18 protein-coding genes and 1 riboswitch are annotated in these 25,715 nt (G+C 72.0%); of the genes, 4 read left to right on the top strand and 14 right to left on the bottom strand.

Annotated elements, in window-relative coordinates; genetic code table 11:
• Positions 1 to 47: 47 nt before the first annotated feature.
• From BFF78_RS24850 to BFF78_RS24815, 8 genes are all read right to left on the bottom strand, one after another.
• On the bottom strand, positions 48 to 734 hold the full coding sequence (locus tag BFF78_RS24850; protein ID WP_069780416.1) for a LysM peptidoglycan-binding domain-containing protein: 687 nt from the start codon (positions 732 to 734) through the stop codon (positions 48 to 50).
• A gap of 4 nt (positions 735 to 738) precedes the next feature.
• Positions 739 to 911: riboswitch (cyclic di-AMP (ydaO/yuaA leader) on the bottom strand.
• A gap of 181 nt (positions 912 to 1,092) precedes the next feature.
• Positions 1,093 to 2,208: a LysM peptidoglycan-binding domain-containing protein gene (locus BFF78_RS24845; RefSeq protein ID WP_069780415.1), complete on the bottom strand. Its 1,116-nt coding sequence runs from the start codon at positions 2,206 to 2,208 to the stop codon at positions 1,093 to 1,095.
• A gap of 158 nt (positions 2,209 to 2,366) precedes the next feature.
• On the bottom strand, positions 2,367 to 3,740 hold the full coding sequence (locus tag BFF78_RS24840; RefSeq protein ID WP_418346684.1) for a cytochrome P450 family protein: 1,374 nt from the start codon (positions 3,738 to 3,740) through the stop codon (positions 2,367 to 2,369).
• On the bottom strand, positions 3,737 to 4,798 hold the full coding sequence (locus BFF78_RS24835; RefSeq protein WP_079161852.1) for a nucleoside triphosphate pyrophosphohydrolase: 1,062 nt from the start codon (positions 4,796 to 4,798) through the stop codon (positions 3,737 to 3,739). Before BFF78_RS24835 ends, BFF78_RS24840 begins: the two co-directional genes overlap by 4 nt.
• Before the next feature lie 100 nt (positions 4,799 to 4,898).
• Complete coding sequence (locus tag BFF78_RS24830; protein ID WP_069780414.1) at positions 4,899 to 5,552, bottom strand: SurA N-terminal domain-containing protein; 654 nt, start codon at positions 5,550 to 5,552, stop codon at positions 4,899 to 4,901.
• A gap of 187 nt (positions 5,553 to 5,739) precedes the next feature.
• Positions 5,740 to 7,233 carry a serine/threonine-protein kinase gene (locus tag BFF78_RS24825; protein WP_261340738.1) on the bottom strand — a complete coding sequence of 498 codons (1,494 nt, stop codon included), beginning with the start codon at positions 7,231 to 7,233 and terminating at the stop codon, positions 5,740 to 5,742.
• Between the two features lie 38 nt (positions 7,234 to 7,271).
• Complete coding sequence (locus BFF78_RS24820; RefSeq protein WP_069780412.1) at positions 7,272 to 7,913, bottom strand: hypothetical protein; 642 nt, start codon at positions 7,911 to 7,913, stop codon at positions 7,272 to 7,274.
• Positions 7,914 to 8,082: 169 nt separating this feature from the next.
• Entirely contained in the window at positions 8,083 to 10,533 is a 2,451-nt protein-coding gene (locus BFF78_RS24815) for an N-6 DNA methylase (protein ID WP_069780411.1), read from the bottom strand.
• A 411-nt stretch (positions 10,534 to 10,944) separates the two neighbouring features.
• On the opposite strand from BFF78_RS24815, the gene BFF78_RS24810 reads away from it, so the two are divergent.
• Positions 10,945 to 11,664, top strand: coding sequence for a hypothetical protein (locus BFF78_RS24810; RefSeq protein WP_069780410.1), 720 nt, complete (start codon positions 10,945 to 10,947; stop codon positions 11,662 to 11,664).
• A gap of 24 nt (positions 11,665 to 11,688) precedes the next feature.
• On the opposite strand, the gene BFF78_RS24805 is transcribed toward BFF78_RS24810, so the two are convergent.
• From BFF78_RS24805 to BFF78_RS24780, 6 genes are all read right to left on the bottom strand, one after another.
• Positions 11,689 to 12,432 (bottom strand): GNAT family N-acetyltransferase, encoded by a 744-nt coding sequence (locus BFF78_RS24805; RefSeq protein ID WP_193433532.1) that lies wholly within the window; start codon positions 12,430 to 12,432, stop codon positions 11,689 to 11,691.
• A gap of 49 nt (positions 12,433 to 12,481) precedes the next feature.
• Positions 12,482 to 12,976 carry a hypothetical protein gene (locus BFF78_RS24800; RefSeq protein WP_079161851.1) on the bottom strand — a complete coding sequence of 165 codons (495 nt, stop codon included), beginning with the start codon at positions 12,974 to 12,976 and terminating at the stop codon, positions 12,482 to 12,484.
• Positions 12,977 to 13,036: 60 nt separating this feature from the next.
• Positions 13,037 to 13,753 (bottom strand): HNH endonuclease family protein, encoded by a 717-nt coding sequence (locus BFF78_RS24795; protein ID WP_069780407.1) that lies wholly within the window; start codon positions 13,751 to 13,753, stop codon positions 13,037 to 13,039.
• A gap of 422 nt (positions 13,754 to 14,175) precedes the next feature.
• On the bottom strand, positions 14,176 to 17,733 hold the full coding sequence (gene mfd, locus BFF78_RS24790) for a transcription-repair coupling factor (RefSeq protein ID WP_069780406.1): 3,558 nt from the start codon (positions 17,731 to 17,733) through the stop codon (positions 14,176 to 14,178).
• A gap of 231 nt (positions 17,734 to 17,964) precedes the next feature.
• A complete protein-coding gene (locus tag BFF78_RS24785) occupies positions 17,965 to 20,544 on the bottom strand; it encodes an ABC transporter permease (protein ID WP_069780405.1) in 2,580 nt (859 codons plus the stop codon).
• Positions 20,541 to 21,329 carry an ABC transporter ATP-binding protein gene (locus BFF78_RS24780; RefSeq protein ID WP_069780404.1) on the bottom strand — a complete coding sequence of 263 codons (789 nt, stop codon included), beginning with the start codon at positions 21,327 to 21,329 and terminating at the stop codon, positions 20,541 to 20,543. Before BFF78_RS24780 ends, BFF78_RS24785 begins: the two co-directional genes overlap by 4 nt.
• Before the next feature lie 488 nt (positions 21,330 to 21,817).
• Here BFF78_RS24780 and BFF78_RS24775 point away from each other — a divergent pair, with 488 nt between their 5' ends.
• From BFF78_RS24775 to BFF78_RS24765, 3 genes are all read left to right on the top strand, one after another.
• Positions 21,818 to 23,323, top strand: a complete 1,506-nt coding sequence (locus BFF78_RS24775) for an MFS transporter (protein WP_069780403.1) — start codon at positions 21,818 to 21,820, stop codon at positions 23,321 to 23,323.
• 361 nt (positions 23,324 to 23,684) lie between these two features.
• Entirely contained in the window at positions 23,685 to 24,059 is a 375-nt protein-coding gene (locus BFF78_RS24770) for a DUF485 domain-containing protein (protein ID WP_069783794.1), read from the top strand.
• Entirely contained in the window at positions 24,056 to 25,702 is a 1,647-nt protein-coding gene (locus tag BFF78_RS24765; RefSeq protein WP_069780402.1) for a sodium/solute symporter, read from the top strand. The genes BFF78_RS24770 and BFF78_RS24765 overlap by 4 nt, the downstream gene beginning before the upstream one ends.
• The last annotated feature ends 13 nt before the right edge of the window (positions 25,703 to 25,715 follow it).

The raw sequence follows: 25,715 nt of genomic DNA, 5'->3' as shown, positions 1-25,715 counted from the left end.
GCGGGGAGCCCGTGGGGACGGGGGGCGGACCCGAAGGCCGCTGTCGCTTACTTCAGGTGCAGCTGCTGGCCCGGGTAGATGAGGTCGGCGTCCTGGACGATGTCCTTGTTCAGCTTGAACAGCTTCTGCCAGCCGCCGGCGACGTGGTGCTTGTCGGCGATGGAGCTGAGGGTGTCGCCCTTGACCACCTTGTACTCGCCGTCACCCTTCTTGACCTTCTTGCCGGTCGGGGTGGTGACGGTCTTGCTCGCCGACGGGGCCGTGCGCTCGGCGGAGCGGTTGGCGGCCTGCTGGTCGGTGGAGCGGGTGGTGGTGCTCGTGGTGCTCTTCGTCGAGGCGGTCGGGGCCGAGCCGCTGTAGGCGGCGGAGGACAGGCCCGTGCCGCAGACCGGCCAGGCGCCCTTGCCCTGGGAGGCGAGGACCTTCTCGGCGACGGCTATCTGCTGCGCCTTGGTGGCCTGGTTGGCCTGCGCGGCGTACGCGGTGCCGCCGTACGCGGCCCAGGTGGAGGCGGAGAACTGCAGACCGCCGAAGAAGCCGTTGCCGGTGTTGATGGACCAGTTGCCGCCCGACTCGCACTGGGCGACGGCGTCCCACTCGGAGGCGGTGGCGGCGGAGGCGTTGCCGGCCGCCATCAGCGGGGCGGCGACGGCGGCGCCGGTCACACCGGCGAGAGCGATGGCCCGGGTGGCCTTGGACGGACGACGGTGCTTGCCCTTGCCGGAAAACAGCATGGATCTATCCCCTCACCGACGCCTGCGAGGTGAGCTGTCGGGTTCGGGCCGGTTGAGTTGCCCGGCCGCACACTCGCTCTCGCGAGGTGCGGCTTCACCCCAAGCCGGTCCAGCGTCAACCGCTGGGCCCGGCGCTTACCTTGGGTCCCCCGCTCCTGCCTACGGCGCTTGACGCGACGACTGTTCCCGGGCGACCGCTGGCAGGACTCGGCGTTGCGGTGCCGGGGCTCGTGGTGACGAGCGGTCCTGACCGTAGACATGGGATCGGCGGAATTTCAAAGACGATCAGGGCTTCTGAGACTCATCCCACACTTTCGCCAAACCGGACATCAGGCGCGAAACGGGGCGTCAACTCCCCCTATTCGCCGTCCTTTTCGCCCCCGACTTTCAGGGTCTGACCGGCGGTGATGTGGTTCGGGTCGGCACCGATGACCTTCTTGTTGCCGTCGTAGAGCGCATGCCACCCGCCGTCCACGCCGAGGGAGTCGGCGATGGAGGCGAGGGAGTCGCCCTCGCGGACGGTGTAGGTACCCGCATCGCGGTCGGCGTGACGGCCGGAAGGTGTCGGGTTCTGACCGTTTGCCACGCTTTCGTCCGCGCTGCCGCCGCGGTGACGCCCACCGCTGCTGAGCGCGCCGGTGTCGATCAGGCTCCAAGAGCTGGAGTTCTGCTGGGAATTGTCCGAATCATCGGTGCCGGGGGTCGCCGCGGGAGAGCCCCCGCTTCCCTGTGAGTCTCCGCCTCCGGGCGATCCGGTCTTGTCGTTCTTGTCGGACTTGGGGGCGTTGGTTCCGGTGGTGCCGCCGGCTTTGTCCGGGTTCTCGGTGGCGTCCTTGCTCGGACTCGGGGCCGGCGTGGCACTCGTGTCCGAGGGGGAGCCGGAGGCATTCGAGCCGGTGGGGTCCGAGTCGGAGCCGGAGCCGGAATTGGCGCCGGAGTTGGCGCCGGAGTCGGAGCCGGGGCCGATGCCGGACGAGGACGAATCCGGCAGACCGGACGAGTCCGAGCCGCCGGAGGAGCCGGACGTGTCATTCGACCCGCCACTGCCGCCGGAGCCGCCCGGTCCGCCGACGCCGGTGTCGACGTCGACCGAACCGGAGTGGGAGGTCAGCCCGGCGGTCAGCGCGCACATGGCCCACGGCTTGGTGCCCTGGTCGGCGAGGATCTTCTCGGCGACGGCTATCTGCTGGGAGCGGCTGGCCTGGTCGGCGCTCTCGGCGTACTGCGTGCCGCCGTACTTGTCCCAGTCGTCCGACGAGATCTGCAGACCGCCGTAGTAACCGTTCCCGGTGTCCGCGCTCCAGGAACCTCCGCTCTCGCACTCGGCGACCTTGTCCCATGTGGTGCCGTCGGCCGCGTTGGCGCTCGCGGCGCCGAGCAGGGGGATGGCGATGGCGGAGCCGGTCACGCCTGCCGCGACGAGGAGGGCCGGAGCCTGACGGGGGCGACGGTGACGACCGTTCCCGGAGAGCATGCGGAAACCTTTCGTGCGACAGCAGGACCGGCGCGGCGAAGTCGTACCTCTGGCCACGCTGATGGCTGAACGTAGCGGCAGACGATCACTTGTCACAAGTTAATGCCGCGCAGATCACGTGAAGATCACAAAGTTGAACCACTGTCGCGTTTACGGTCCTACGACGGCTGTACGGCCCCGTCGGCGGCCGGGGTGAACTCCACCGGCAGGGTGCGCAGGCCCCGCATGATGAGCCCGCCGCGCCAGCGCAGGTCGGCCGGATCGACGGCGATCCGCAGGTCGGGCAGGCGGGTGAGCAGGGTGGCGAGCGCGGTCTGGCCCTCCAGCCGGGCGAGCGGCGCGCCGAGGCAGTAGTGGATGCCGTGGCCGTAGCCGAGGTGCTGGTTGTCGCGGCGGGCGAGGTCCAGCACGTCCGGGTCGGCGAACCGCTCCGGGTCCCGGTCGGCCGCCGCGAGCACCACGAGCACCGGATCCCCCGGCGCGACGTCCTGTCCGCCGATGGTCAGCGGCTCGGTGGCGAACCGCCAGGTGGCCAGCTCCACCGGGCCGTCGTAGCGCAGGAGTTCCTCCACCGCGGTCTCCAGGAGGTCCCCTTCCTTCCTGGCCAGGGAGTCCTGGAGGCGCTCGCGCTGGTCGGGGTGGGTGAGCAGGGCGTAGGTGCCGTTCCCGATCAGGTTCACGGTCGTCTCGAAGCCGGCGAACAGGAGGATGAAGGCCATCGCGGCGGCCTCGTTCTCGGTGAGGTGCTCGCCGTGGTCCGAGGCGCGGATGAGGCCGGAGATGAGGTCCTCGCCGGGCACCGGCTCGGCGGGCAGCGCCTCGCGCTTCTTGTGGATCAGCTCGGCGAGGTAGCCGCGCATCTTCTTCACGGACCGCGCGACCCCGCCCCGTGGCCCTGCGCCGTGCCCTGCTTTTGTATGTCGCAGCATCATCCCGGCCCAGTCCCGGAAGTCGTCCTGGTCCTCGCGCGGGACGCCGAGCAGGTCGCAGATGGCGTAGATGGGCAGCGGGAAGGCGAACTCGTGGATGAGGTCGGCGGAGCCCTTCGTCATGAACTGGTCGATGAGCCGGTCGGTCAGCTCCTGCACCCGGGGCGCGAACTCGGCGACACGGCGCGGGGTGAACGCCTTGCTGACCAGCCGGCGCAGCCGGGTGTGGTCCGGCGGGTCGATGTTCAGCAGATGGGTCATCAGCTCGGCCTTGCGCTCGCCGGGGATGCCGGTCTTGCCCCTGGCGTGCGCGGGCTCGTCGTGATGCGCCGGGTTCTTGCTCAGCCGCTGGTCGGCGAGGGCCTGCTTGGCATCGCCGTACCGGGTGACCAGCCAGGCCTCCACCCCGCTGGGCAGCCGCGTCCGGTGCACCGGCGCATGCTCGCGCAGCCAGGCGTAGGCGGGGTAGGGGTCGGTGGCGAACTCCCAGGTGAACAGGGCGGGTGCGGAGCTTTCGCCGCCGGCGGCATGGGCGGCGGCCGGGCCCTCGGCAAAAGCTCCCGCGCGGTCGGCGTCCGTCGAGGGGTGGTGCTGGTCGGTCACCCCTCGACCGTATCCGGATCCGGGTGGGCCTCCGCGTCCCGGTGGTCGCCCGGGGTCGCGCTTACCGCCGGGGGTGCGGCTCCCTCCGCCTGCCGTATGGCGTCCCGGTACGCTCGCGCCGCCGCGCGCAGGGCCGCCTCCGGGTCCACGCCCTCCGACTCGGCGCGGGCCGCCAGGGCCAGCAGCTGGTAGCCGATCCCCTCGCCCTGCGGGAGCGGGACGTCCAGGCCCGCCGTGCGGGCGCGGGAGACGAGCTTGGCGGCGAGGGCCAGGCCGGGCTGGCCGAGCGGGACGCCCTCCGTGACCGAGGTGCGCCGCTTCTCCTCGGCCTTGGTGCGCAGCCAGTGCTCCTTGACGTCCTCGGGTGTCTCGGCCTTCTCGTCGCCGAAGACGTGCGGGTGCCGGTGGACGAGCTTGGCGACGATGCCGCCCGCCACGTCGTCGACGGAGAACGGCTCGTCCGGGTGCTCCTCGGCGATCCGGGAGTGGAAGACGACCTGGAGCAGGACGTCGCCCAGTTCCTCGCGCAGCTCCTTGCGGTCCCCGGCCTCGATGGCCTCGACCAGTTCGTACGCCTCCTCGATGCCGTACTTGGCGAGGCCCTGGTGGGTCTGCCGGGACGACCAGGGGCATTCGGCGCGGATGCGGTCCATGACCTGCACGAGGTCCAGCAGGCGGGCGCCGGGCAGGTCGTAGGAGGCGGGCAGCAGCTCCAGCTCGGGCATGGCGACGCGGCCGGAGCCGGCCAGCCGGGCCAGGCCGTCGGTGAGCGCGGGCTCCCCCTCGCCGGTGGCCACGACCACCACCGTGCGCCCGCCGGCACAGGCGTCGACGAGCTCCTGCGCGGTGGGGGATGCCTCCTCCACGGCTATCCCGGCCTCGCGCAGATACGGCAGCTGCGGATGCGCCCCGTCCGCGCACAGCACAGTGTCGGCCGCGCGCAGGGCCTGCCAGGCGGGCCAGGACAGCAGGCCGGGGGCGACGCGGTGGCTGGTGGTGAGCAGGACGATGCGACCGGGCTCGGCGGCGGGGGCGAGGTCGGAGCTGGATGCGTTCACGATCCGAACGTAACCCACGGCGGCAAGGAGCGGATTTGGTTATCCACAGGGCAGGGAGGAACGTGTGATCGTATGACCGGATCCCGGCTCGGGCGGCGGGCTACGCCGTCAGCGGCTGACCGCCCGCGGTCGTCGTGACCTCCCGGACCCAGGGTGTCCCGGCGTCCACGCGGCTGCTCTTCTGCACGTCCCAGGAGCCGTACCGCGGATTGAGGTCGACGTGGAGTTCCCGGGACGCCTTGGACAGCGCCTTCCAGAACACGGGCTGACTGGTGTCGGTGCCGAGCTGCTTGGCCAGTTTCTGCGCCTCCAGCTGGAGCCGGAGGTTGTCGTCGAGGCGGGCGGGGGCGACGCCGAACTTCTGCAGCCAGGCGGTCTGCAGCCCCTGGGCGCCGCCGGCCTGCTGTTCCAGGCCGGCGCGCATCTGCTGGACCTCCTTGCGGGTGACCGTGATGCCCCCGTCCTGCGCGGCGCGGTCCAGCACCCGGTCGAGGACCATGTTGTGCAGGGTGTCGCGGGTGAGGCTGCTGGTGGAGGCGAGGACCTGCTGGTACTGGGTCTCGTCCGGCACCGCGGCCCGCTGGGCCCTGCGGATCTCGTCGACCCGCATCTCCAGCTGGGCCTCGGTGATCCGCTGCCCTCCGACGACGGCCGCGGCGCCCGGGTGCGCATCGTTGGCGCAGGCGGTCAGCAGGGGTGCCGCGGCGGCGATCGCGGCGGTGAGGACGAGCGCGGTGCGACGGCGGCGGTGCAAGGAAACCTCCCGAGGAGATTGTGCGACGGTGCACAAAGTCTTGCGGTGATCGATGGTAGGCAAGGGGCAGGCCGCGGCCAACCCATTCGACCAACGATTCCCACGCGCTTCGGCCACCGCCGCATCCACCGCACCCACCGCTTCGGCTCAGCCGGTGTTACACGCCTTGCTCAGGACGCCGTACGCGCTAACCGCGCACCTGCCCGAGCCACTGCAGGGTGCGCCGGATCTCCAGGGCCATCGGATAACCGGGGCCGTGCAGCCGCTCCACGTCCATCAGCAGCCGGGCGAGGGTGTCGTGGGCGGACGGCCGGTCGCCGAGGGCGAGCAGCAGGTGGCCGATGCGCCGGCGGACCTCGTGGGCGAGGTGCGGGTCTCCGGCGACGTACTGGTTCTCGTAGTACGGCAGCAGCGCGCGGTACTCGGCGAGCGCCGCCGCCGGTTCGCCCAGCTGCTCCAGGCACTGCGCGGCCTCGTAGCGGTAGCGCAGGGACTGCGGGTCGGCCTGTCCGGCCTCGGTGGCGCGTTCGTCGGCGAGCCGGCGCAGTTCGGGCAGCGCGCGCCGGTACTGGCCGTCGTCCATGAGCGTGGCCGCGTACTGCTTGCGCAGGGTGCGTACGACCGGGGAGTGCTCGCCGTGCTGCTCGGCGGCGGCGGGCAGGATCGCGCCCAGGATGTCCACGGCCTGGGTGATGCGCCCCTCCCCCAGCAGCCGCTTGACCTCGTCCACGGCGGCGGCCACGTCGGGTTTCCCGGCCGCGGGCGGCGCCGGCGCGACGGGGGCGGGCTGGGGCGCGGGGGTCCGCGCGCGGTCCGGCCAGGGAGCGTGCGGGCGCAGGAAGGGGCGCGTGGGGTCCAAAGGTGCCCCGGTGGGCGTCCCGCGCGCGGGCAGGAGCGCCGCCAGGTCCTCGTAGACCTCCTGTGCGGAGCCCGGACGGTGCTGCGGGTCCTTGGCGAGCAGACGCAGGACCAGCGTCTCCAGCGCCTCGGGGACCTCGGGCCGGATACGGCGCACGGGCACCGGGGGCTCGTACAGATGCCGGTGCAGCACGCCGAGCGCCGTGGAACCCGCGAACGGCACGTCACCGCTGAGCAGTTCGTGCATCAGCACACCGAGCGCGTACAGGTCGGTGTACGGGCCGACCGCGCCGCCCATCGCCTGCTCCGGCGCCATGTAGGCGGGCGAGCCGATCGGGGAACCGGTGTGGGTCAGGCGGGTGGTGTCGGTGTCCATGACCGAGGCCACGCCCAGGTCGAGCACGGTGACCGTGCCGTCCTGCTTCACCATCACATTGCGCGGCTTGAGGTCGCGGTGCACGATCGGCACCGCGTGCACGGCGCTCAGCACGGCGCACAGCTGCGCGGCCACCGCGACCGCCCACTGCCACGGGTACGGATCGTGCTCGGCGAGATGGTCGGAGAGGTCGGCGCCGTCGACGTACTGCATGACGAGGAACAGCTCCTCGCCCTCGCTGCCCGCGTCGTGCACCGTCACCAGGCCCGGGTGATCCACCTGCGCGGTCACCCGGCACTCGCGCATGAACCGGCGGCGCAGCTCGTCCGCCTCCTGGCCCGCCACCTTGTCGGGGCGCAGCAGCTTCACCGCCACGCGCCGGTCGAGCCGCCGGTCGTACGCCGTCCACACCTGGCCCATGCCGCCCTGTCCGATGAGCGTGGACAGTTCGTACCGGCCGGCGACGACACGTCCTGCCGCCACGCTCACCTGCCGCCCTCATGGCCCTCGGGCCGGCCGTCGTGCTTGCGCAGGTAGTCGCTGAGCTCGTCCAGTTCGGCGCGCACCTGGTCGATGTGGCTGGGCGCCGGGCGCTGCGGCGGCGGCGTGGTCAGCGGCGGCTGCGGCACGGGCGTGTGCGGCATCGGGGGCGGGGTGTGCGGGGCCGGCGGGAAGGGCGTGTCGCGGCCGGCCCGGCCGAAGGGCGCGGCGGGTACGGTCGCCGCCGTGTAGGGGTTCACCGGGCCCGGATAGGCGTACCCCGCCTGCGCCGCGTACGCCTCGCTCCACCGCGCGTAGTGGCGTATCTCCGCGGCGAGGTAGTACGCCATCGTGGCCACCAGGCCGCCGAGCAGCATGAACATGCCGAAGTAGCCGAGCGGGGTGTGCACGTCGTCGCCGGGCTCGCTGCCCACCAGCGCCAGGCTGAGGAAGTTGATGATCACCCCGGCGCCGAACAGGCACCAGTTCAGCGCCCGCCGCGTGACGATCGCCAGCCGCAGCAGCATCGCCCAGGCCAGGAAGCCGATGCTGAAAAACCCGATCGCCACGAACAGCACACGCAGCAGAACCAGCCACGCGGTGTGCGGCGGCGGCTTCACCGGCTGTCCGTAGCCGAGGCCTTGCATGACTGCTCCTGATGCCTGATATGGGCGTACGTGTCCGCCTGGCGTGCTCCGCGGGGCGCGGGACAACGCCGGTCGTCCGATTGTCGCTTCGAGCATATGACCCGGCACGGACACTGACACGGGCAAGCCTGTTGGTTGTACCGAACCGTTGTCCGGCCCACACCGGCAATCAGTCGGGTGCCACCGTGCCGCCGGTGAGACCGTCGTACATCCCGCGCACGAGCTGGTCCCCGAGCCGGCTCGCGTGGCGCAGCGCCCGCTCGAACTCGTCGAGTGCGCGGAAGCGTGCGCCGTAGCGCCGCTGTTCGTCCAGCGGGAGCCGGGGCAGCTGCAGGCGGCGCACATCCAGCCGGGTCGCGGTGGAGGCGTAACTGCTGGCCTGCCGGTTGTTCGCGGTGCCGCGCAGGAAGCCGGCGAGGAACCACGGGTCGAGCGCCGAGCGATCGGGGCGCAGCAGCACGAGGTTGCGCCCCAGGGCGGCGCCCCCCGTCGCCTCGTCGATCACGCGCACCACCGAACCACCACCCAGTACCGGTACGACGACATCGCCCGGTTCGGTCAGCACTGCCTCCTCCTCGCTCTCCGGCAGCGTCCCGGAGGGCGCCGTGCCGGCCAGGACGTCGTGGTCGGTGAGGACGGGCACGCGTGCGTGGCCGCCGTTTCCACCGGTGCGCATCAGCAGCGCGCCCCCGCGCGCGAGTTCACCGATGGTGGTGAGCGGCCAGCGCGCGCCGGGCGCGTGCGCGGCGGGCGGTGGAGTGAGGTCGGCGGTCAGGCGCAGGGTCGCGCCGAGGCGCTCGCGCACCGCCGTGAGCTGCTCCGCGCCGTCGGCCACGGCGGCCGGCGGCAGATGACGGGCGGGGGCGAGGTCCACGTCGTCGTCGAGGAGCTCGATGACCGGCACGGAACGGGCGAGCCCCGGCCGCTCCTCCAGTCGTCCGCCGCGCTCGAAGGCACGCCAGGCGTCCTGGACGGCCTCCCGCACCGCCGCCCAGTCCGGCCCGCCGCGCCCGTCCCCGGCGAACCTCCCCGTGTCCACGAGCAGCACCTCCGGTGCCGCGGGCGTCCGGTCGGGCCGGCGCAGCACCCACACGTGCAGCGGGATGTTGTACGGCGGCGCCGCCCCGACCGGCAGCGCCACCACGGCCCGCAGCGCGCCCCGGCGCAGCAGGTCGGCACGGATCCGGCGCCCGGAACGGCGCGAGGCGGCGGCCGGCGGCATCAGCAGGACGGCGGCACCGCCGTCGGCCAGCCGGGCCAACGCGTGCTGCACCCAGGCCAGTTCGGACTCGGTGCGGGCCGGGAAGCCGTACTCCCAGCGGGGGTCGTAGGCGAGTTCGTCGTGGCCCCAGTTGCGCTCGTTGAACGGCGGGTGGCACAGCACCGCGTCGGCACGCAGTTCCGGGTAGGCGTCGGCGCGCAGGGTGTCTCCGGCGGCGCCGCGCACGGTGGCCCGGGAGTGCAACGCGAGCCGCAGCGCGGTGAGCGCGGCCAGTTCGGGTGCGCTGTCCTGGGCGTACAGCTCCTGGTCGGGGCGGGCGTCGACGGCCCGCAGCAGGGCGCCGGTGCCGCAGGCCGGGTCCAGGACGGTACGGGCGGCTCCGGCGAGGTCCGCCATGAGCCCGGCGAGTTCGGCCGGGGTGAGCGTGTACTGGCGGGGGTTGGCGTCCAGATGCCGGCCCAGCAGGAACTCGAAGGCCTGCCGCGCCCCGACCTCGGCGGCCAGCTCGGCCGCACCACGCAGGAGCGGCGCGGAGAGGAGGAGTTGAGGGCCGGTGGGGGGGCGTAGGGCGGGGGTGTGGGGGGTGGGGGTGCGGTGGGCGGGGGTGTTGGGGGCGGGGGTGTTGGGGGCGGGCGCGTCGTGAACAACTGAGGTGGTGTGAACGGCTGGTGGGGTGTTCACAGGCTGCTGTGCCGGTGACGGGTTCACACCGGGGGCCGCCGGGTTCGGGTTCACACCGGGGGCCGCCGGGTCCGCGTTCACACCGGCCGCAGTGGGGTCGGCGTTCACACCGACTGCTCCGGAGGCCGGGTTCACGCCGGGTGCCGAAGGAGCCGCGTTCACGCCGGGTGCCGAAGGAGCCGCGTTCACGCCCGGCGCCTCCCCGGGGCTCCTGTTCACACCAGGCGTAGCGGACCCGGTGTTCACACCGCCTCCGCCACCCGGCGTGTTCACACTCGGCGCCGCGCCCGCAGACCGCCGACCGTGAACCGCACGCCCCGAAACGCCCAAGCGCGGTGTCAGCACCTGCTCCAGCGCGCCCGGCAGCACCGCGGCCAGGCGCGCGTCGGAGCCGGCGCTCGCGTCGAGCCAGACGGTGGGGCGTTCGTGGATCAGCAGGAGTACGCAGCCCGTGTGGACCAGAGCGGTCAGGGGACCCTCGGGGTGCCCGACGAGTTGCTGCCAGACGCGTTCCCGCAGCGGCACCTCGGCGAGTTTGCCCTGCTTGCGCAGCCAGGCCTCGACCTCGGCGAGCGCGAAGGACGGGCTGGTCTCGGTGCCGCCGACCGGCTTGGGGAAATCGGCGTGCCGGCGGCGCCAGTTGCTGACGGCGGCCCGGCCCACTCCGGCGAGCCGGGCGATTCCGGCCGCGGTCACCTCTCTCGCGTTGTCCTGCACGGCCCCGCTCCCCTCGTCCCGTGTGTGAGCCGAGCATACCGGCGTACACAAGATCCATGCATTCACGCCGTGTACTCAATTGACCCCATGGATCATGTTGACTCGGTTCACAGGCTCTGATCTGATTGCCCCAGCGAACGAGGCGGCCACCGGAGGGAGGCCGCCGCTCTGGGGAGGGACTCGCCATAGGCATGAAGGCCAAGGTCGGGAGCGCGCCAAGGACGCCAAGGGCGAGACGGACTCGTTGCCGGCCGACGACAACGTCAGCGGCACAGCCGTCGTCACCGCCCGACCCGCCCCCCTCCAGCGACCGCCGGGACAGCCGGGCACCCGTCCCCCACCGGGCGCGCCCGGGCCACCCAACACACGTCCCCGTCACACCGCTTGAACCCCACCTTTCGAAGGACAGTCATGCGCCTCACCCCCCGTGTCGCCACACTGCTCGCCGTCGCGGCACTTCCGCTGGCCCTCACCGCCTGCTCCTCCGGTTCCTCCACCCCCACCGGGGGTGCGAGTGCCCAGCCGGCCAAGGCGAAGGACCTCAACGCCGGGCTCGCCACCGGTACGCAGTTGAAGAAGGCGCTGGCGCCCGCGTCGGCCTTCCCGGCCGGGTTCGTCTCCGAGGCCGACGGCGCCTCGGACAGCGGCGGCGAGTTCCTCTCCCCGTCCGCCCGGAGCGCCGCGAAGCCGGACTGCACCAGACTGGAGGGCACGTCCTGGATCCAGGTGACCGGCTACAAGGGTGGCGTGTCGTTCGCGCAGAACGACTACGCCAACCACGGCAAGACCGAGGAAGTGGCCCAGGAGATCGACGCGTTCCAGGGCACCACGGCGGCCGCGGTGATGAAGCAGATGCAGACCGTCGCCGGCACGTGCGCCACGTTCACGGACACCGACGCGCACGCCAAGGTCAAGCTCTCGGGCGCCTCCACGGCCGGGCTCGGTGACGAGGCCTACACGATGACGCTGACGAGCGGGGCCTGGCAGAACGGCACCACGCTCATCGCGACTCGTTCCGGCAACTCCGTGATCACGGTGCTGTCCACAGCGGGCGCCGACAACGGTGCCGCGACCGCGAAGAAGGTGACGACGCGGATCCTGGGCTCCCTGAAGGGCCTGAAGAGCGCCTGATCGGCGCCGGGATGCGGCACCCGTTCACAGCGGGTGCCGCATCCACACGTTGGGCTCGACGTAGACGGCGTATCCGCGCTCCGGTTCGCAGCGCACCGGGACCAGCGCGCCCGGCACCTCGACGTCCGCCGCGGTGTCGAAGGGCAGCCCGGTCCAGCGGCGCCACTCCTCCAGCGAGGCGCCCACGGTCATGGACGCCGGGGCGATGGAGTCGATATGGGCGCCGGCCCGGGCGTGGACGCGCAGCCAGGGGTCCTCGGGCAGGCCGTCGGGGCGCATCCGGTGGGCGTACTCGGTGATCGGGGTGTGCGGTTCGCGGTGCTTGGCGCTGGGGCGGACGGGGGCGACGAGCTCGCGGAAGCCGCGGGCGCGGGCGCGCTCCCGCATCGCCGCGAGCATGACGGCGGACAGCCCGTGGCCCTGGGCGTGCGGGGCGATGGTGACGGAAATGGCGCTCACCGTGTCGGGGCGCGTGCCGCGGCGCAGGTCGGCGAAGGCCCAGAGCAGGATCTGGTCCCAGCCGCGCGCGGGCAGGGCGCGCCGGCCGTCGACGTCGAGGGCGAAGGGCACGCTGAAGGCGTGGGCGACGATCTCGCCGTTGTCGTCCTCGGCGAACAGCGCGTACTGCGGCAGTTCGGTGGGAATACGGCCGTAATGGGCGGCGCCCACGGGGTCGTTGGTCACGAACCCGGGCCATGTGTCGGCCATCTCGAACACCGCCGCCAGCCGGTCGGGCCGCTCCGCGATGCTGCTCACCTTGACGTCCATGACGCTCACGGTAGGCGCCACGCACCCGCGCCGATAACGGTTTTGCCGGTCAGCGGCGCGGGCCCGGCGGCACGTCGGAGGCGAGGGCCACCCGGTCGGTCGACGGGTCGTATCCAAGGATCGCGTGGCCGTGGGCGCCCTCCGGATCCATCAGTACGGGCCGGTGCAGATGCCGGCCGATGGCCCGCAGGAATCCGCAGAAGAGGTCCAGCCGTTCCTGGCCCTGGAGTTCGCGCAGGTCGACGTCGAAGTCGATCTCCTGCGGCCCCAGGAAACGGAAGACGGCCAGCATGTCCCGCGCCGGCCACACCCGCAGCTGCGGGCACTCGGCGCCGGGCGGGCGGCCGAGCACCTGCGCGGCTCGCGGCAGCGGTCGTACGGCGTCGCCCTGCGCGTACTCGTGCCGCCAGCCGCCGGCCACGACCAGGTCGAGGAGCGCCTGCCAGTGCTCGGCCGTGGTGCCGGGCACGCGCAGGTCGGGCAGCGTGCCCATCTCCTCGGGGTCGAACCAGCCGGAGACCTCTTCCCACCGCAGATCGCGCATCCCGCCATACTGCCCGCCGGCCCGGATCGGGCGCATCCAGGTTCCCCGTGGGACCGCGGCTCAGCGGGCGCGGAAGCGCTCCGGTGCCTTCGTCGGGTTGCCGCCCGTGGGGAGGTTCTGGCCGGGGCAGCCGTTGAGTACGTGCTTCATGGCGGCCTTCTCGGCGGCGGTGACCCACAGGCCGTACTTCTTCTTCACCGCGACCTGTTCGGCCACGTAGGTGCACCGGTACCTGGCATTGGGCGGGAGCCAGGTCGCCGCGTCGCCGTCGCCCTTGCCGCGGTTGGTGCTCGCGTCGACCGCGATGAGGTTGAGGGGGTCGTTGGCCAGCGCTATGCGCTTGCTCGCGTCCCAGTACTCGGCGCCCTTCTGCCAGGCGTCGGAGAGCGGGACGACATGGTCGATGTCGACCTGGCTGGAGCCGCGCCGGTAGGTGATCTTCTTGCCGGAGTAGGGGTCGGGCTCGAGCAGGCCGGAGGAGACCTTGCAGGTGCCGCCGGTGAACTTCACGTCCTTCAGGTCGCGTTTGAGTATGTCGTCGCGGGTGTCGCAGGAGTTGGAGTCGGTGTCGGCCCAGGCGGCGCCGAACCGGGCCCGCGAGTAACCGGTCTTCGGCGCCCGGCCCTTGACGGTCAGCGAGTCGACGGCGGCCAGGGCCGCGCCGTTGCCGCCGGTCCGCTCGGGCCCGGAGGCCCCCTTGGTCTTGTCCGTGTTGCAGCCGGCCACGGCGGTCAGCACCACCGCGGCGACGACCGCCCCGCCCCTCAGACGCGTCATGGTGCGCCCCCCTCACTCGCCCACTCGCCCACTCGCCCCGGTCCGCTCCCCGGACTCAGGCGGAATCGTTCCGTCCCTTACGGTAACCGCCCTGACGCCGACTACAGATGAGGACCAAAGCGGCGTTTTCGGGCATGCGGCGCCCGAGTTGGGGCATGCGGTGCCGCTCAGGGGGAGCACGGCCTGCTTGCTCATGCGCCCGCTCACATCGGGCCATTGAGGGGGGCTTGACCCCCGTCACCGGTGCCGGTACCGGCCGGGCCGGCACGCGCGTCCGCCGCCGGGGGCGGCCCCGAGACCGTCGTACGGGCCGGGCTGGAGCGGTACGGCCGGATCGGCGTGCTCGTCGGCAACGCGGTGGCGACGCCCCGGCCGCCGCCGCGAGTTCACCGATCCTCATGCCCCCCCTTCGGCCCCTGCTCCTACGACCCCAGGATGGAGGCGAGGAACTCGCCGACCCAGCCCAGCAGTTCGCGGCCGACCAGCGGCTTGCCACCGACCTTCGCGGTCTTCGGGCGCGGGACCAGCACCTGGTGCACGGCCGGCTTGATGACCGTGCCGGGGTAGAGGCGCTTGACCCGCAGTTCCTGGGACTCGCGCAGCTCCACCGGTGCGAAGCGGATGTTGGTGCCCTGGAGCACGATCTCACCGACGCCGCACGCGCGCGCGAGCATCCGCAGACCGGCCACCAGCAGCAGGTTCTCCACCGGTTCGGGCAACTTGCCGTAGCGGTCGGTGAGTTCCTCGCGGACGGCCTTGATGTCCTCCTCCGAGTTGGCGGAGGCGATGGCCCGGTAGGCCTGCAGGCGCAGGCGCTCGCCGGGCGCGTAGTCGTGCGGGACGTGCGCGTCGACGGGCAGCTCGATCTTGACCTCGAGCGGCGGCTCCTCCTCGATCTCGCCGGTCTCCAGCTGCCGCCGGTAGTCGGCGACGGCCTCGCCGACCATGCGGACGTACAGGTCGAAGCCGACGCCCGCGATGTGCCCGGACTGCTCGCCGCCCAGGAGGTTGCCGGCGCCGCGGATCTCCAGGTCCTTCATCGCCACGTACATGCCCGCGCCCATCTCGGTGTGCTGGGCGATGGTGGCCAGGCGCTCGTGCGCGGTCTCGGTCAGCGGCTTCTCCGGCGGGTACAGGAAGTAGGCGTACCCGCGCTCGCGACCCCGGCCGACGCGGCCGCGCAGCTGGTGCAGCTGGGACAGGCCGAAGGTGTCGCCGCGCTCCACGATGAGGGTGTTGGCGTTGGAGATGTCGATGCCGGACTCGACGATCGTGGTCGAGACGAGGACGTCGGACTTCTTCTCCCAGAAGTCGACGACGACCTGCTCCAGCGTCGACTCCGACATCTGGCCGTGGGCCGTGGCGATGCGTGCCTCGGGGACGATCTCGCGCAGCCTCGCCGCCGCGCGGTCGATGGACTCGACGCGGTTGTGGATGTAGAAGACCTGGCCCTCGCGCAGCAGTTCACGGCGGATGGCCGCGCCGATCTGCCTCTCCTCGTAAGGCCCGACGAAGGTGAGCACCGGGTGGCGCTCCTCGGGGGGCGTGGTGATCGTGGACATCTCACGGATGCCGGTGACCGCCATCTCCAGGGTGCGCGGGATGGGGGTCGCCGACATGGTCAGCACGTCGACGTTGGCGCGGAGCTTCTTCAGCTGCTCCTTGTGCTCGACGCCGAAGCGCTGTTCCTCGTCGACGATGACCAGGCCGAGGTCCTTGAACTTCGTCTCGGAGGAGAACAGGCGGTGGGTGCCGATCACGATGTCCACCGCGCCGTCCTTCAGTCCCTCCAGGACGGCCTTGGCCTCGGTGTCGGTCTGGAAGCGGGACAGCGCCTTCACGCTCACCGGGAACTGCGCGTACCGCTCGGAGAACGTCCCGAAGTGCTGCTGCACCAGCAGCGTCGTCGGTACGAGGACGGCGACCTGTTTGCCGTCCTGTACGGCCTTGAAGGCGGCCCGCACCGCGATCTCGGTCTTGCCGTAGCCGACGTCGCCGCAGATCAGCCGGTCCATGGGGACCGACTTCTCCATGTCCTCCTTGACCTCGGCGATGGTGGTGAGCTGGTCCGGGGTCTCGGCGTAGGGGAAGGCGTCCTCCAGCTCGCGCTGCCACGGCGTGTCGGCGCCGAAGGAGTGGCCGGGGGCGGCCATGCGCGCGCTGTAGAGCTTGATCAGGTCGGCGGCGATCTCCTTGACGGCCTTCTTCGCGCGTGCCTTGGTCTTCGTCCAGTCGGCGCCGCCGAGCCGGTGCAGGGTGGGTGCCTCGCCGCCGACGTACTTGGTGATCTGCTCCAGCTGGTCGGTGGGGATGTAGAGGCGGTCACCGGGCTGGCCGCGCTTGGCGGGCGCGTACTCGACGACCAGGTACTCGCGGGTGGCGCCCTGCACCGTGCGCTGCACCATCTCGATGTAGCGGCCGACGCCGTGCTGTTCGTGGACGATGTAGTCGCCCGCCTCCAGGGTGAGCGGGTCGATGGTCTTGCGGCGCCGGGCGGGCATCCGGGCGCCCTCGCGGCCGGTCGCGCGCTGCCCGGAGAGGTCGGTCTCGGTGAGCACGGCGAGCTTGAGGGCCGGGTCCACGAGGCCGTACTCGATGGAGCCGCAGGAGACGTGCACCACCGACGGGCTCAGTTCGCCGAGGTCCGCGTCCAGGCGGGCGGCGATGCCCTCGCCGCCGAGCACCTCCACCGTGCGGGCGGCCGGGCCGTGGCCCTCGGTGACGAACACCGTGCGCCAGCCGTCGGCGAGCCAGCCCTTGGTGTCGGCGAGGGCCCGCGCGGTGTCGCCGCGGTAGGTCTCGGGCGCGTGCATGCCGAGTTTGAGGGTGTCCGCGTCGCCCGCCGCGTCAGCGGCATATGTGAGCGTTTCGTCGGCCGCGAAGGGGGACACCGACCACCACATCATGTCCAGCTCGCGCGCGCGGTCGCGGACGTCGGCGATGGACCACAGGGAGGCGGCGCCGACGTCGATCGGGGCCTCGCCGCCGCCGGCGGTGGCCGCCCAGGAGGCCTGCAAAAACTCCTGGGAGGTGGTCACCAGGTCGGCGGCACGTGTGCGTACCCGCTCGGGGTCGCAGACGACGGCCATCGCGCCCTTGGGGAGCACGTCGAGCAGCAGTTCCATGTCGTCGACCAGGACGGGGGCGAGGGACTCCATGCCCTCGACCGCGATGCCCTCGGCGATCTTGTTCAGCAGTTCGCCCAGCTCGGGGTGCTCCTCGGCGAGGGCACGCGCGCGTGCCCGTACGTCGTCGGTGAGCAGCAGCTCGCGGCACGGCGGTGCCCACAGGCCGTGCTCGGCGACTTCGAGGGAGCGCTGGTCGGCGACCTTGAAGTAGCGGATCTCCTCGATGTCGTCGCCCCAGAACTCCACGCGCAGCGGGTGTTCCTCGGTGGGCGGGAAGACGTCCAGGATGCCGCCGCGCACGGCGAACTCGCCGCGCTTCTCGACGAGCTCCACGCGCGCGTAGGCGGCGGCCGCGAGGGCTTCCACGATGTCGTTCAGGTCGGCGGTCCGGCCGGTCTTCAGGGACACCGGCTCCAGGTCGCCGAGGCCCTTGACCTGCGGTTGCAGCACGGAGCGCACGGGTGCGACGACGACGGAGACGGGGCCCGTCTCGGGGTCGTCGGTACTGGGGTGGGCCAGGCGGCGCAGGACGGCGAGGCGGCGGCCCACGGTGTCGCTGCGGGGGCTGAGCCGCTCGTGCGGGAGGGTTTCCCAGGAGGGGTACTCCACGACGCCCTCTTCGGGCAGCAGGGAGCGCAGGGCAGCCGCCAGGTCCTCGGCCTCGCGGCCCGTCGCGGTCACCGCGAGCACCGGGCGGGCGGCCTCGCGGGCGAGGGCGGCGATCGTGAAGGGGCGGGCCGCCGGGGGGCCGACGAGGTCGATGTGCATGCGGTTGCCGTCCGCGGCCGCCGTGATCGCTTCCGCGAGGGCGGGGTCCTTGACGACGGCGTCGAGCAGACCGTGCAGGCTCATGGAGGGGCTTTCCGTCCGGTGGTGGGCAACGCGAATAACCCGACGCGTGTGACGGCCGGGGGTGTCCAGCGTACGACTCCGTCGGGATTGGCGCCGGGGCCTGTGGATAACCCTGTTTCCCTCGACGGCAGAAGAACCCGGTGCCGGGAAGTCTGTGCGACTTCCCGGCACCGGGTCTTTCCCCCGCAACCCCCGTATGCGGTGGTCGTGGCGTCGGTCCGGCCTGCGCGGCTAGTCCGTCGCGATGGCGTTCAGGACGTTCATGCGGCCCGCCCGGAACGCCGGGATCAGCGCGGCGAACAGGCCCACGAAGGCCGAGGCGACGAAGACCGTGATGATCGTCGGCCAGGGGATGTCCAGGACCTTCAGGCCCTGCAGCGCCAGGAGCTTCTGGGCGGTCGCGCCCCAGCCCATGCCCAGGCCGAGGCCGAGCAGGGCGCCGAAGACGGCGATCACCACGGACTCCAGGCGGATCATGCGGCGCAGCTGGCGGCGGGAGAGGCCGATGGCCCGCATCAGGCCGATCTCCCGGGTCCGCTCGACCACCGACAGGGCCAGGGTGTTCACGACACCCAGGACGGCGACGATGATCGCCAGCGCCAGCAGGCCGTAGATCATGTTCAGCAGCTGGCCGATCTGGTCCTTCAGCGCCTTCTTGTAGTCGGTCTGGTCACGCACGGTCAGTTCCGGGTAGTCGTGCAGCGCGGTCTTGAGCGCCTTGTACGCGGCGGCCTGCTGCCCGTCCTTGGCGGAGGCGAAGACCAGCTGGTCCAGCGGCATCCTGCCGGCGGGGTAGTACTTGGCCATGGTGGCCAGCGAGGTGTACATCGCGCCCTTGTCGATGACGGTGTCGTCGCTGGTGATCGCGCGCACCGTCAGGTGGGCCGTGGAGCCGTCCCGGAAGGCCACGGTGATCTTGGAGCCGAGGTGGATGCCGTGGTCGTCGGCGAACTTCTGGTGGACCGACATCGAGTCGGGCCGGTAGGCGTCCCTGAGGTCGCCGGCGACCGTCTTGGTGCGCAGGTCGGTTGCGTAGGTGGGGTCCGCGCCCGTGATGGCGGTGTCCTTGAGGATCTTGCCGTCGGGGGTGGTGAAGTCGGCCTGGGTGGGCCGGTACTCGGTGACCCGCGCGAGGCCCGGGACGGACTTGACGGCCGCGACCTCCTGCGGCTTGATCAGCTGCTGGTTGTCGGGCGAGATGATGAAGTCCGTCCCGACGGTCTTGTCGAGCTGGTCGGTGGCCGAGGCCACCATGGAGGAGCCGACCACCGACAGGCAGGCCACCAGGGCCAGGCCGATCATCAGGGCCGCGCCGGTGGCGCCGGTGCGGCGCGGGTTGCGCAGCGCGTTGCGCTCGGCCATGCGGCCCACGGGACCGAAGATCCGCAGGATGATCGCGCCGAGGATCCGGACCAGTCCGGCGGCCAGCAGCGGGCCGATGACGACGAAGCCGATCAGCGTGGTCACCACGCCCAGGCCCAGCCAGCCCGAGCCGGCCTTGGCCTTGTCGGCGGTGGCGGCGACGTACAGGCTCCAGCCGCCGGCGGCGGTGAGGAGCAGCCCGATCACCGCGCGGACGGTGCCGGCCTTGGCGTCGGCCGGGGCGCCGGCGTCGCGCAGGGCGGCCATCGGGGAGACCTTGCCGGCGCGCCGGGCGGGCAGGTAGGCGGCCAGGACGGTGACGATGACACCGAGGAGCAGGCCGACGGCGGGGGTCGTCCAGGCGACGGTCAGGTCGTCGGTGGACAGGTGCATGCCCATCTGGCCCATGAGCTTCATCAAGCCGACCGCGATGCCGACGCCCGCGCCGACACCGAGCACCGAGCCGAGCACGCCGAGCAGCAGGGCCTCGATCAGCACGGACCGGTTGACCTGCTTGCGGGAGGAGCCGATGGCGCGCATCAGGCCGATCTCGCGGGTGCGCTGGGCGACCAGCATGGAGAAGGTGTTGATGATCAGGAAGATGCCGACGAGGAAGGCGATCCCGGCGAAGCCGAGCATCGCGTACTTCATGACGTTCAGGAAGCTCTTCACGCTCTTCTGGTTGGCGTCGGCGACCTCCTTGGCGGTCTGCACCTTGTAGCCGTGGCCGAGGGCGGCGACCACGTTCTTCTTCAGCTGTGCGTCGGCCACGCCCTTGGCGGCGATGACGTTGACGTTGGTGTAGACACCGGTCCGGCCGACCAGGGTCTGCTGGGCGGTCTTCGTGTCCAGGTAGAAGATGGCCGCGCCGGGGTTGGTGACCTGGAAGGCGGCGATGCCGGACACGCGCGCGTGGTGCGTGCCGACGACCGAGATCATGCCGATGTCGTCACCGAGCTTCAGGTGGTGCTTGGAGGCGGTGTCCTCGTCGACCATCACCTGGTCCGGGCCCCTGGGCGCCGTACCGGAGGTGATCTTCATGGTGCGGGCGTCGTTGCCGTTCCAGCTGCCCACGATGGTCGGCGCGCCGCTGTTCGGCGACAGCTTGTCCTTCTTGGCGTCGATGACGGTCACGGAGGTCGAGAACACCGTGCCCTCGGCCTTCGCGACGCCCTGGGCGCCCCGCACCTCGCCGACCACGGAAGCCGGCATGACCGGCGGCTTGCCGGTGCGGGAGGTGGTCTCGCCGGTGTCGGAGGAGCCCTCGGCGCTGACGGTCACATTGGAGGCCGTGGCCTGGAAGAGCTTGTCGAAGGTGGTGTTCATCGTGTCGGTGAACACCAGGGTGCCGCAGACGAAGGCGACCGACAGCAGGACCGCGATCGCCGAGAGCGCCATCCGGCCCTTGTGCGCGAAGAAGTTGCGCATCGAGGTCTTCAGGACGGTCATGACGTGCGCCCCCGGGCGTCGAAGTCCTTCATGCGGTCCAGGACCTGATCGGCCGTCGGCTCGTACATCTCGTCGACGATCCGGCCGTCGGCGAGGTAGAGCACGCGGTCGGCGTAGGAGGCGGCGACGGGGTCGTGGGTGACCATGACGATGGTCTGGCCGAGTTCGTCGACCGAGCGGCGCAGGAAGCCGAGGACTTCGGCGCCCGCGCGGGAGTCGAGGTTTCCGGTCGGCTCGTCCCCGAAGATGATCTCCGGGCGGGCGGCGAGCGCGCGGGCCACGGCGACGCGCTGCTGCTGTCCGCCGGAGAGCTGGGCCGGCCGGTGCTTGAGGCGTCCGGCGAGCCCGACGGTCTCCACCACCCGGTCCAGCCAGGCCTTGTCCGGCTTGCGGCCCGCGATGTCCATGGGCAGCGTGATGTTCTCGATGGCGTTCAGCGTCGGCAGCAGGTTGAACGCCTGGAAGATGAAGCCGATCCGGTCCCGGCGCAGCTGGGTGAGCTTCTTGTCCTTCAGGCCGGTGATCTCGGTCTCGTCCAGGTAGATCTGGCCGCCGGTCACGGTGTCGAGCCCGGCGAGGCAGTGCATCAGCGTGGACTTGCCGGACCCCGAGGGGCCCATGATCGCGGTGAACTGGCCCCGCACGATGTCCACGTCGACGTGATCGAGGGCGACGACACGGGTCTCGCCGGACCCGTACGCCTTCACGACCTGCCGCGCCCGCGCGGCAACGGCCGTACGCCCTCCAGTGCCCCCGTGCCTGGGAATGGTCACAGCCGATGTCACGGTATGTCTCCTATATCGGTCGGCATGTCGATGAGTGGCGCCCCGGTGTACCGGGGCGTCGTCCCGGGTGGTGCTCGGGTACGCCGTCGAGTCTCGCGGCCGGCGGGGTCCTCGCGCGCTGGTGCGAAGCCCCGTCTTGGCCGGGGGAAAACCCCACCCCGCCGGTGCGGTCAGCCGCCCCCCAGCGGCGTAAAGCCAGGTTAAGGACGGAGACCGGCCGCTCTCGTCCTCCGCCGGGACGAACCCTCCCCGAGCCGAAGTACGGAGGTACCCCTAGGGGTGCTCCACCCCCGGGCGGAGTCCGTCTCGGGGTCGTCTCCACCCTTCGGCACGGGACAGCCTCCACCCTGCCGTCGCGTCAGGGTCAAGCCGCGAAGCCCCGGAAAGCGCCGGAGCCGGGGCCCGGGCCGCGTGGGAAGCTGTCGTACCGCGCATAGCTGCAAGGGGCAGGTTCCGGCCGGGAGTCAGGGACAGGGGAGGGGTTCGCCGTGGGAGGTACGACACCCGCGATACGCAGCGGCGCCGATCGGCGCCAGGACACCCGGCGGCGGGGCGCGGTGGTCGCCGCGCTGATGCTGGCGATGGCGCTGGCCGCGCTCGACGCCACCATCGTCTCCACGGCCGTACCGCAGATCGTCGGCGACCTCGGCGGGTTCTCGGTCTTCTCCTGGCTCTTCTCCGGCTATCTGCTCGCCGTGACCGTCACGCTCCCCGTCTACGGCAAGCTCTCCGACACCTTCGGCCGCAAGCCGGTGCTGGTGGCGGGCGCGGCGGTGTTCCTGCTGGGCTCGCTGCTGTGCTCGGCGGCGTGGAACATGGCGGCGCTGATCGCGTTCCGGATCGTGCAGGGCCTGGGCGGCGGGGCGTTGCAGGGCACCGTGCAGACGCTGGCCGCCGATCTGTATCCGCTGGCCGAACGCCCGAAGATCCAGTCCAAGCTGTCCACGGTGTGGGCGGTGTCGGCGGTGGCGGGGCCGGGGCTCGGCGGGGTGCTGGCGGCATACGCCGACTGGCGCTGGATCTTCCTGATCAACCTGCCGATCGGCGCGGCCGCACTGTGGCTGATCGTCCGTCATCTGCACGAGCCGGAGCGCGAGAAGCCGGAGAACGCGGCCCACGCGCGCGTGGACTTCGCCGGCGCGCTCGCGGTGTTCGCGTGCGGCGGGGTGCTGCTGACCGCCCTGGTGCAGGGCGGGGTCGCCTGGCCGTGGCTGTCGGCGCCGTCCCTGGCACTGTTCGCCACGGGACTGGCGCTGGCCGGGGTCGTGGTGTGGGTGGAGCGACGGGCGGCGCAGCCGATCATCCCGGGCTGGGTGTGGCGGCGGCGGACGATCGCGGCGGTCAATCTGGCGCTGGGCGCGCTGGGGCTGCTGATGGTGGCGCCGAGCGTGTTCCTGCCGACGTACGCGCAGTCGGTGCTCGGGCTCGCGCCCGTGGCCGCCGGTTTCGTGCTGTCGGTGTGGACACTGACCTGGCCGGTGTCGGCGGCGCTCAGCCAGCACGTCTACCGCCGCATCGGCTTCCGCGACACCGCGCTGCTCGGCATCGGCCTGGCCGCGCTGTTCCTGTGCGCGTTCCCGTTCCTGCCGTATCCCGGCTCCTGGTGGCAGCCGACGCTGCTGATGCTGCTGCTGGGCGGGGCGCTGGGCCTGTTCCAGCTGCCGCTGATCGTCGGGGTGCAGTCGACGGTGGGCTGGTCGGAGCGGGGCACCACGACCGCGTCCGTACTGTTCTGCCGGCAGACCGGACAGACCCTCGGCGCCTCGCTGTTCGGCGCCGTCGCCAACGGCGTGCTCGCCGCACGGCTGGGCGGGGCGGGCGACCTGGACTCCGTCACGCGCGCGTTGGACGCCGGCACGGCCCCCGAGGCCACCCGCCACGCGATCGCCGACGCGGTACACGCGGTCTACCTCGGCGCAGCCGCCGCAGCGGCACTGGCCTTCCTGGTCCTGCTGCTCGTGGCACCACGGCGCTTCCCCGTACGGGACGAGTGAACACGCCGGCGGGCGCCCGCCTCGGGAGCCGTTTTCGCGTAGTAAGCGCATACCGACCGGCCAGTTCGGTGAAAACGCCACGCTGCCCGGGACTCGCGAGTAGCGTGCGTGGCTCGTTCCCACCACCTCCCTGCGGTCCGCCGCCACGGGCCCGAGCCACGCAAGGAGCCCCGGGATGTCCTACGACCCGCCGCACCCGTCGTACGACCCACCCCAGCCGTACTACGACCCATCCCGTCCGCCCTACGACCCATCCCCTCCGCCCTACGACCCGTCTCGTCCGCCCTACGAGCCACCCCATCCGTTCCACGGCCCGCCCCAACCGCCGTACGACGGGCCGTCCCCCGCGGGCCCGCCGCGCCTGACCTACCCCTGGCAGCCCGCTCCCCCGCCACCGCCCCGCCCGGCGGGCCCGCCGCTGCGCGAACCGATCGGCCACCACAGCGACCTGCGGGTGCTGCGCAGCGCCTACCGCTGGCAGCGGCGCACCGCCACGCTCACCGCGCTGGGCTACTTCACGCTGTTCCTGGTCCTGTCCGCGAGCGCGCCCGGCGTCATGACGCGCACGGTCGCCGGCACCGTCCCGGCCGGCCTGCTGCTCGCCCTGATCCAGGTGCCGGTCACCTGGCTCGCGATCGCCCTGTACGAGTACACCGCGCGCCGGCACGTCGATCCGCTCGCGGACCGCATCCGCCGGGAGGCCGAACTGGACGCACGCCGAGGAGCCCTGCGATGACCGGCACCGCCGGCACCCCTGCCGTGGGGGGCTTCGCCGGATTCAGCGGCTCGGCCCAGTCCATGTCCCTGGTCGCCTTCTCCACCGTCGCCACGGTGACCCTGCTGCTGTGCGTGATGACGGGCCCCGACCGCGACGACCTCGACGAGTTCTACACCGGCTACAGCTCCCTGTCCCCGCTGCGCAACGGCCTCGCCATCGCCGGCGACTACATCTCCGCGGCCACCGTCCTCGGCACGGGCGGGGTGATCGCCCTGTGCGGCTACGACGGGGTCGCCCTCGCCCTCAGTACGGCGCTGTCGCTGATGCTGCTGATGTTCCTGCTGGCCGAACCGCTGCGCAACGCGGGCCGGTTCACCATGGGCGACGCGCTCGCCCGCAGGCTGCCGGGCCGCGCCGTGCGCATCACGGCCTGCGCGGTGACGATCGCCGCGCTGCTGCCGCTGATGCTGGTCCAACTGGCCGGCACCGGACAGCTGATGGCGTTCATCCTGGGCTTCTCCAACGCCTCGCTGAAGACCGCGTGCGTCGTGAGCCTCGGCGCCCTGATGATCGCGTACGCGGCGATCGGCGGCATGAAGGGCACCGCGCTCATCCAGATCCTGAAGATCGTGATGCTGGTCGGCTCGGGCGCCGTGGTCGCCGTACTGATCCTGCGCCGCTTCGACTGGGACCCGGGCGCCCTGTTCACCGCGGCCTCGCGGCAGAGCGGCGCCGGGCCCGCCTTCCTGCGCTCCGGGCTGCAGTTCGGCACCGGGACCACGTCCCGCCTGGACATGATCGCCTCGGAGCTGACCGTCGTACTCGGCGGCGGCGTCCTGCCGCACATCACGATGCGCATGTACACCGCCTCCAGCGCCCGCCAGGTACGCCGCTCGATGTCCTGGGCGGTGTCGATCGTCGCCCTGTTCGTCCTGATCATCACGGTGGTCGGGTTCGGCGCCACGGCGCTGGTCGGCCGTGACGTGATCGCGGGGGCGGATCCGCAGGGCAACACCGCGTATCTGCTGGGCTCGCGGGCGGCGTTCGGCGCCGACGTGTCCACGGCGGAGACCTTCCTGTTCACCATGGTGACGACGGCGATCTTCCTGACCCTGCTCGCCTCGGTCGCCGGGATGATCCTCGCCTGCGCCAACTCCCTCGCCCACGACGTGTTCGCCGCCCGCGTGCAGGAGATGCCGGCGCAGCGCGAGATGGCCCTGGCCCGCGTCTCGGCGCTCGCCATAGGGGTGCCGACGATCCTGCTGGCCACCCTGGTGCAGCACCACAGCCTGCAACCCCTGGTGACGCTCTCCTTCTGCCTGGGCGCCTCGGCCATCGCGCCCGCCCTGGTGTACGGGCTCTTCTGGCGCCGCTACACCCGCGGCGGGCTGCTGGCCACGCTGATCGGGGGCTCGCTGACCGTGCTGCTGCTCATGCCGGGCACCAACCTGGTCTCCGGCTCCTCCGTCTCGGCCTTCCCGCACGCCGACTTCAACTGGTTCCCCTTCACCACGACCGGCATCGTCTCCATCCCGGCCGGCTTCCTCTTCGGCTGGCTCGGCACGGTCCTCTCGGGCCGCGCCGGGGCGGAGCAGCAGCGCCACCAGTACGAGGCGGTGGAGGGGCGGATTCTGGCGGGGGCGGTACGGAAGGGGAGTTGACGGAGCACGGGCG

The organism is Streptomyces fodineus, assembly GCF_001735805.1.
Classification (GTDB): Bacteria; Actinomycetota; Actinomycetes; order Streptomycetales; family Streptomycetaceae; genus Streptomyces; species Streptomyces fodineus.
The sequence above is the reverse complement of the archived record's forward strand: the minus strand, read 5'-3'. Positions and strand labels throughout refer to the sequence as shown.

Bases quoted from the DNA above. Each gene is read 5' to 3' on its own strand.
- BFF78_RS24850 (WP_069780416.1), bottom strand. From the start codon at position 734: ATGCTGTTTTCCGGCAAGGGCAAGCACCGTCGTCCGTCCAAGGCCACC.
- BFF78_RS24845 (WP_069780415.1), bottom strand. From the start codon at position 2,208: ATGCTCTCCGGGAACGGTCGTCACCGTCGCCCCCGTCAGGCTCCGGCC.
- BFF78_RS24820 (WP_069780412.1), bottom strand. From the start codon at position 7,913: ATGCAAGGCCTCGGCTACGGACAGCCGGTGAAGCCGCCGCCGCACACC.
- BFF78_RS24810 (WP_069780410.1), top strand. From the start codon at position 10,945: ATGCGCCTCACCCCCCGTGTCGCCACACTGCTCGCCGTCGCGGCACTT.
- BFF78_RS24805 (WP_193433532.1), bottom strand. From the start codon at position 12,432: ATGGACGTCAAGGTGAGCAGCATCGCGGAGCGGCCCGACCGGCTGGCG.
- BFF78_RS24800 (WP_079161851.1), bottom strand. From the start codon at position 12,976: ATGCGCGATCTGCGGTGGGAAGAGGTCTCCGGCTGGTTCGACCCCGAG.
- BFF78_RS24795 (WP_069780407.1), bottom strand. From the start codon at position 13,753: ATGACGCGTCTGAGGGGCGGGGCGGTCGTCGCCGCGGTGGTGCTGACC.
- mfd (WP_069780406.1), bottom strand. From the start codon at position 17,733: ATGAGCCTGCACGGTCTGCTCGACGCCGTCGTCAAGGACCCCGCCCTC.
- BFF78_RS24785 (WP_069780405.1), bottom strand. From the start codon at position 20,544: ATGACCGTCCTGAAGACCTCGATGCGCAACTTCTTCGCGCACAAGGGC.
- BFF78_RS24765 (WP_069780402.1), top strand. From the start codon at position 24,056: ATGACCGGCACCGCCGGCACCCCTGCCGTGGGGGGCTTCGCCGGATTC.